Origin of the sequence: Rhodoferax sp., assembly GCF_037143375.1 — a bacterium.
In the GTDB taxonomy this organism is placed as follows: domain Bacteria; phylum Pseudomonadota; class Gammaproteobacteria; order Burkholderiales; family Burkholderiaceae_C; genus Rhodoferax.
Window position 1 is genome coordinate 1 of sequence record NZ_JBAWYV010000180.1, and the last position, 5,458, is coordinate 5,458.

At 57.9% G+C, this 5,458-nt stretch carries 5 protein-coding genes; 4 read left to right on the forward strand and 1 reads right to left on the reverse strand.

All coding sequences use genetic code 11. From position 1 onward, the window contains the following. Positions 1 to 101 precede the first annotated feature (101 nt). The 4 genes from WCG50_RS16940 to WCG50_RS16955 all read left to right on the forward strand — a co-directional run bounded on the left by WCG50_RS16940 (position 102) and on the right by WCG50_RS16955 (position 4,148). Complete coding sequence (locus WCG50_RS16940) at positions 102 to 365, forward strand: SemiSWEET transporter (protein ID WP_336900772.1); 264 nt, start codon at positions 102 to 104, stop codon at positions 363 to 365. A 126-nt stretch (positions 366 to 491) separates the two neighbouring features. Then, a complete protein-coding gene (locus WCG50_RS16945; RefSeq protein ID WP_336900773.1) occupies positions 492 to 1,772 on the forward strand; it encodes an outer membrane protein transport protein in 1,281 nt (426 codons plus the stop codon). A gap of 239 nt (positions 1,773 to 2,011) precedes the next feature. Next, positions 2,012 to 3,436: an SGNH/GDSL hydrolase family protein gene (locus WCG50_RS16950; RefSeq protein WP_336900774.1), complete on the forward strand. Its 1,425-nt coding sequence runs from the start codon at positions 2,012 to 2,014 to the stop codon at positions 3,434 to 3,436. A 25-nt stretch (positions 3,437 to 3,461) separates the two neighbouring features. After that, positions 3,462 to 4,148, forward strand: a complete 687-nt coding sequence (locus tag WCG50_RS16955; protein ID WP_336900775.1) for an OmpW family outer membrane protein — start codon at positions 3,462 to 3,464, stop codon at positions 4,146 to 4,148. Between the two features lie 78 nt (positions 4,149 to 4,226). On the opposite strand, the gene WCG50_RS16960 is transcribed toward WCG50_RS16955, so the two are convergent. Then, entirely contained in the window at positions 4,227 to 5,324 is a 1,098-nt protein-coding gene (locus WCG50_RS16960; RefSeq protein ID WP_336900776.1) for an L-threonylcarbamoyladenylate synthase, read from the reverse strand. Positions 5,325 to 5,458 lie beyond the last annotated feature (134 nt).

Consider the following 5,458-nt stretch of genomic DNA (forward strand, 5'->3'; position numbering starts at 1 on the left):
TCAACCACGCCAATGCCAGCGCCGCCAAAATAGCCTTCGAGCCCTTGCTGGACTGGGCCGTGAAGGACAATTGAGCTTTTTCCAGCCCACCCTTCCTTGCCATGCCCGCCACCGCTTTTTCAGACCTCATTGGTTACGTCGCCGCCACCCTGACCACCGCCAGCTTCGTGCCGCAAGCGTGGCACACCTTCAAAACCCGCGACGTGCGCGGCATCTCGCTCGGCATGTACAGCGCCTTCACTTCAGGCGTGGCCTGCTGGCTGGTCTACGGCATCCTGCTCGGCGCCTGGCCGATCGTGATCGCCAACTGCATCACCCTGGCCCTGGCGGCCACGATTTTGGGAATGAAGCTGCGGTATCGGTGAAACCGGGGGTTATCACCCCCCTGTGATCTCTTGCGGAATTGATAACTCGCAACAAGACAAAAAACAGCGCGAAGAAACTGTTTTATGTCTTTATGGCTATCAATTACAACCCTTCAGGAGATGAAAATGCCCCGTGTTTCCCCCATGAAACTGATTCCGGCCCTGTGCCTTGGCCTCTGTTCCGGATATGCCTCGGCGGCCGGATTTCAGTTACTTGAACAGAATGCCAGTGGTCTTGGCAACGCTTACGCCGGCTCGGCAGCCGTGTCGGAAAACGCCAGCACCATTTTCTTCAACCCGGCCGGCATGACGCAACTGAAGGACCGTGAATTTTCTGCAGGCGTGGCGGGTATTGGCACCAGTTTCAAGTTTTCCGACTCCGGCTCGCCGGTCACGTCACTTGTCGGCAACGGCGGTGATGGCGGCGGCTGGGGGTTTATTCCCAACGGCTATCTGTCATGGGCTTTGAACCAAGACGTGTATGTGGGTGTCGGGGTGAACGCCCCTTTTGGCCTTAAAACCGAATACAACAACCCGTGGATCGGCGCCGCCCAGTCCACCAAATTTGACCTCAAAACCTACAACGTCAACCCCTCCATCGCATACCGGGTAAACGATGCTGTGTCGATTGGCGCCGGATTGAACTGGCAACGCTTGACAGCCGAGTACACCCGACAAGTTGGCGTGGCCTCGGTGTTCGCCCTCTCGCCGCTGAAGCTTAACCTTGACGGTGACGCCTGGGGCTGGAATGTCGGCGGCTTGTTCAAGGTCGCGCCGGGTTCGAAAGTGGGCGTTTCCTACCGCTCGACCGTCAATTACGACCTGACTGGCGACATCAGCGTCACCGGCCCAAATGCTTTGGTTAATGCGGGCGGCTCCAGCGGCGCCAAAGCGAGCCTTAAACTGCCCGACGCCTTTATTCTCAGCGGAACCCAGCAAGTCTCCGACAAGTGGCAGATGCTGAGCGACCTGTCGTGGACGGGCTGGAGCAGCATTCCAAAAATTGATGTCATCCGCACCTCGGGCGCAGGTTCAGGAACGATCGCGCAGACACTCGACACCGATTTTCAGGACACCTGGCGCCTTGCCGTGGGTGCCAACTACCAATACAGCAACGACATGAAGTTGAAATTTGGTATCGCCTACGACCAAACCCCCGTGAAGGGCGCCGCAAGCCGCCTGGTTTCGCTGCCTGACAACGACCGAACCTGGTTCTCGTTCGGCACGCAGTGGACGCAAAGCAAAGGCGCAACCCTTGACTTAGGCGTGTCGTATTTATACGTCAAGGACGCTGACATCAAAAACAACCAGACCTCTGCGGACCCCACAAAAAATCGCGGTTTGGTTTCCGGCACTTACAGTGATAGCGTCTGGATTCTGGGCCTGCAATACTCAACCGCCTTCTGACCCGTCGCCCCCTTCACCAAAAAGCCCCGCACTGCGGGGCTTTTTTTCGCCTGCTGTTTTGAGACAGCAAGCACCCAGAATTGACCTACATCAAAACCGGGCAATCCATTGAATTCGGCGCACTAAAACCGTCGGGGGTTTACCCCAGTTACAAGTTCTAATGTTGCGAATTATCATTTCAGCCAATGAATAGCACGATCGTTCTATTCCAAATAATTAACAACACCGGAGTAAAAAAGATGAGGCAATTCAAAATTCTCGCAACAGCCTTGGGCGCTGCGTTATTGGTGGCGGCTTGTGGTGGGGGCGGGAATGGAGACCAGTCTCCTGCGATCAAATACTCGTCTGTCGTGTCTTTTGGTGATAGTTTGAGTGATGCAGGCACTTACGCGGTGCCTTCGATCAAGGGCTTGGGTGGCGGCATGTTCACCGTCAACGGTATTGCGGGTGCTGTAGGTGCTGATCCAACGCCTAGCTATAACTGGGCGCAACTGGTTTCAGCTGCCGCTATCGGAAAGGTCTCATGTTCGGCGCGCCTTGGTGGTTTCGGTGCACTCGAAAGCATTGTCCTCGGTTGCACCAACTACGCACAGGGCGGCTCCAGAGTGACTGACGGCGTGGGGACTAACAATACGGTTGCTGGTGCGGCACTCGTTGCGGCGGGAGCGGCAACGCCAGGCCCGCTGACTGAATCCGTCTTGACACAAATTGCCAGTTTTGTGGCCGACAACAACGGCAATTTCAAAGGCACCGAATTGGTGACGATGCTGGCTGGCGCCAATGACATCTTTGGACAAACGGATAAGTTGAAGACGGATGCGACTGCGGCAGGAACGGCTGAAGGTGCCAGAGTAGGCGCGCTGACTTTTGGAAATGCGCTGGTTGGTGCACTTGCCGCCGGAGCCACTGACCCTGCCACGGCTGCACAAGCCATTGGTCTGGCAATGCAAACCGAGTCGGCGCGTACGGGGAGTACATCTGCCTCCGTCGTCGGTGCTGCGGTCGGTGCAGCCGCTATTCAACCAGGTAATTCTGCTGTTGGTGCTCCGGCGGTCTATGGCCCCATGGTCGCAGCTGCAACAACCGCCGCAACGACTGCTGGAGCAACAGCAGGCGCAGCGTTCGGGGCGAACTACGCCGCGACCACCGGTGCGGGCATTGCAGTAGCGGGCATGACCACTGCGGCGGCTACGCTGGCGACTTACATCAAGGACATGGTCAACAACAAAGGAGCCAAGCACATCGTCGTGGTGAACCTGCCTGATGTCAGTCAGACCCCGATGGCCATGGCCACTCCAACCTCACAACAGCAACTCGTCCTGGCCATGACCATGGCTTTCAACACCGAGTTACAAAAGCTGGAAGGCACACCTGGCGTGCTGATGGTGGATGCTTTTGCTGAAAACCGGCGGCAATTGGCTACACCTGCACATTACGCGCTGACCAATGTAAAAGATGTTGCGTGCAACCTGAATTACGGTTTTAACCCGCTCGCAACCCTAGGAAATGCTGACGGCAGTTCGCTGGCGTGCAAATCCAGCAACCTGGTCGCAGGCGATTCATCGCATTACCTCTTTGCCGATGGCGTCCACCCCACACCTTACGGGCACAAACTGCTTGCTCAATATGTCACCAAAGCGATGGTCATCGCAGGTTGGCTCTAATTAAAGAACTTCAAGGAAAAATCAAATGAAAACCCACATGAAGTTCCTCGCCATCGCAGCAACTGTTGCCTTGGCTACTGGCAGTGTTTGCGCCCAAACAGCGGGTACCTGGATGGTACGTGCCGGGGCCACTACCCTGACGCCCTCTGGCCCCAGTGCCTGCATGACGGCACCTGACTTTGGCGACACCACCACGGGTTGCACCAAGAGTAATGTCAGCGCTGACACCCAATTGGCTGGCGGTATTACCTACATGCTGACCGACAACATCTCGGTCGATGTGCCCGTCGCCTTGCCGTTCACGCACAAGATCAGTGGTGCAGGCTCGATGCAAGGCTCGGGCAATATTGGCGAAGTGCAAGCACTACCCATCACCGTTTTCCTTCAATACCGTTTTTTGGAAGCTAACGCCAAGTTTCGTCCCTATGTCGGTTTAGGGGCTACCTACGCGTACTTCTTCAACCCACAAGGCAGCGGACGTTTGACCGCAACGACCAATCCGGGTGGGACGCCCACCACGTTTACGGTGGACTCCAAATTCATCCTGACGCCGCAAATCGGTGCCACGCTTACCTTGAGTGACAAGTGGTTTCTGGATGTGTTTTACAGCCAGTCGAAGCTGAGCACGACGACTCACTTGTCCAGCGGACAAACCATGGATGCCAATCTCGACCCAGTCGCTTACGGCATCGCGGTGGGCTACAAGTTCTAGGCATTCACTTTAACCACCGCTGCGCCATGAAAAAGCCCCGCACTGCGGGGCTTTTTCATGGCGCAGCAAATAGGAAACTCAACCCGCCGACGCCCTCACCAACCGATCCCGCACCCCGTCCCACTCAGCCTCATCCGGCGGTGTCTCAATCCAGATCAGCTTCACGCCTTGCGCATCAAACTCGCGCAGTACGGCAAACAGTTGCTGCGCGGTGGCCGCCGCATCGTCAGGCATGCGCCGACGCAGCACTTTGGCAGAACGGGTTTTCAAAATAGCGCGGGCGTAGGTGGCAATCGTCGGGCCACCACCGTGGGTCGGAGCGGCAGCGCTCGTCGCGTTCGCCGCAGGAGCCACGGCACTGTCCAAGCCATCACCGATTAAATCCAGCGCCGTCTGCAGCGCCTTGGCGTCCATCAGCCGCACCTTGGCGTTCGGCGCGTAGTGCGATTCAAGGGTCCCAGAGGCCCTTGGCGCAGGTGCTGCTTGCGTAAGTAGCTCATCTTTTGATAGCACCTTCAAACCACACACAGCCTGCACCTGCTCCGGTGTGATGGCACCGGGGCGCAGCAGCACCGGCACGCCGCGCGTGCAGTCGATGATGGTGGACTCGATGCCCACGTCGCACGGGCCGCCGTCCAGAATCGTCAGGTCTGCCCCAAACTCACCCTGCACATGGGCGGCGGTGGTGGGGCTGACGCGGCCAAACTGGTTGGCGCTGGGGGCGGCGATGCCCCACACCTGCTTTGAAGCATTCACGGTGGACGATGGCAGATTGACGTCTGGCTGCAGGCAAGCTGTGAGCAGCGCCTGCGCTACCGGGTGCGAAGGTGAGCGCAAGCCAATCGAGTTTTGGCCACCGGCCGCCGCCGCCGCCACACCGGCGCGGCGCGGCAAAATCAGGGTCAGTGGGCCGGGCCAGAAAGCTTTTATGAGTTGCTGTGCAAACGCCGGCACGTCAGACGCAAAGTGCGCCACGCCGGTCTCATCCAGCACATGCACGATCAGCGGGTGGTCTGACGGGCGGCCTTTGGCGGCAAATATTTTGGCGATTGCCGCGTCGTTTTCAGCGTCAGCGGCCAAACCATAAACGGTCTCGGTGGGCAAGCCCAATAGCTCGCCAGCCCTTATGATACCTGCGCCAAGCGCTATGGATTCAGCAGCGTATCCATCCAGAATATGGGCTTGTACCGGACTCAAAATGCCTCAATACCCAAGATCTTGGCGGCTGCCAGCGCCGTGCTGTGCACCTCGGCCACGGTGGCGCCGGTGAGCGTCAGGTGGCCCATCTTGCGGCCTTTGTTGGCGCTGAG